The sequence below is a fragment of the Rhodococcus jostii NBRC 16295 genome, assembly GCF_001894825.1.
GTDB lineage: Bacteria > Actinomycetota > Actinomycetes > Mycobacteriales > Mycobacteriaceae > Rhodococcus_F > Rhodococcus_F jostii.
This window is the reverse complement of sequence record NZ_BCWY01000200.1, coordinates 1-1,382: the sequence shown is the minus strand read 5'-3', so window position 1 is coordinate 1,382 and position 1,382 is coordinate 1. Positions and strand designations below refer to the sequence as shown.

The 1,382-nt window shown below is 66.9% G+C and carries 1 protein-coding gene; it reads right to left on the bottom strand.

The genetic code is table 11. From position 1 onward, the window contains the following. Positions 1-162 precede the first annotated feature (162 nt). Positions 163-1,290, bottom strand: a complete 1,128-nt coding sequence (locus RJ1_RS44640) for a flavin-containing monooxygenase (protein WP_011593985.1) — start codon at positions 1,288-1,290, stop codon at positions 163-165. Between the last annotated feature and the right edge of the window lie 92 nt (positions 1,291-1,382).

Sequence of the window (1,382 nt, the reverse complement as noted above, 5' to 3'; positions counted from 1 at the left end):
CGGTGTTCTTTACACATCCGACCTGGGTAAACGTCAACCGGTCAGTGATGTCTCATGAACGACCGTTTGTGTGTGGGGGGGATCTGACCGGTCGGCCATCTCCGCGCAGACCCGCCATTGTTCGAGCGCCGGGGCAGGGCGGGAGAATCCTACCGCCGACGCTCACCGCAGTTCCCGCGCGATCGCTCGGGCCGCGCGGCGAGCCTGCTTCGCCGCGAACCCGATCTGCGACGGCCTGGGCACGAACCCGATGAAACGCAACCTCTCGGCGGCCGGCTTTTCACCGGTGGCGTGCGGCCAACCTCGCTCGTCCAGTACGCCGAGGTGCCCGACCAGCTTTTCGAGTTCCTGGCGGAACCCCGTCGCGCAGACCATCGCCTCCGGGTCGATTCGCACACCGTCCACCAGCCACACGCTGTCCGCGTCGAGTGACTCGACTCCGCGAACGACCTCGATGGACCTGTCTCGGATCGCGGCGATGAGCTCCTTGTCGACGATCGCCGGTGCCACGCCGAGGCGGGCGCTGCGGGCGAAGATCCCCTCGTCGGGGATCGGTAATCCGAACTCGCGCAGGTCGCCGATGCTCCTCTCCCGGCCGAACCGAGCGATTGCGTCCGCTATAGGGACCGGGGCATGGTAGAGCGGCGTCGCGATGAAGTCTCCCGGTATGCCACCAGGTCCCTGGCGGAGCATGATGTTCGGCGGCGTGCGAGCCGAAAGCCAGACCTTTGCCGCGCCTCCGGTGGCGAGGTCGTAGGCAATTTCCATGCCCGAGCAGCCCGCTCCCACCACGAGGACCCGTTTCCCGTTGTACTGCGAGGGATTCCGGTACTGCGAGGAATGAACCAGTGCACCCCGCCAGTCCCCGCGTCCGGGCCAGTCCGGGACGAAGGGCTCATGATCGAAGCCGGTCGCGACCACCACCTCGGCAGCGTCGACCGAACCGGCAGCGGTGGTCAACCGCCAGTGCCCGTCCGTTAGGTCGAGCCGTTCCACCGGGCAGCCCAGGCGCAGCTCGATCCCGTCCGCACGTGCGTGCCGCTCGAGATGCTCGATCACCTGTTCCCGCGTGGGAAAGGTCGGTGTGCCCTTGGGGTAGGGGCGGTTCGGCAGGTGGGAGAACTGCCTGCCGGTGTTCAGTCGCAGCCGGTCATAACGAGAGTGCCACGACGAACCGACTTGGTCGGCTCGGTCGATCAGCAACGGGTTGATGCCACGGTCGGCGAGGGCCACCGCCGCCGCGACCCCGGAGGTGCCGGCACCGACGATTGCGACTTGATGCTCGCTCATCGTGTGCTCCTTGGGTGTTGTCTTGTTTCATGCGGTTTCGGCGACAATGACGCTCATCGGGCCGGTGAGCGAGCGATGGTCGCGGTAGCGCC

Bases quoted from the DNA above. Each gene is read 5' to 3' on its own strand.
- RJ1_RS44640 (WP_011593985.1), bottom strand. From the start codon at position 1,290: ATGAGCGAGCATCAAGTCGCAATCGTCGGTGCCGGCACCTCCGGGGTC.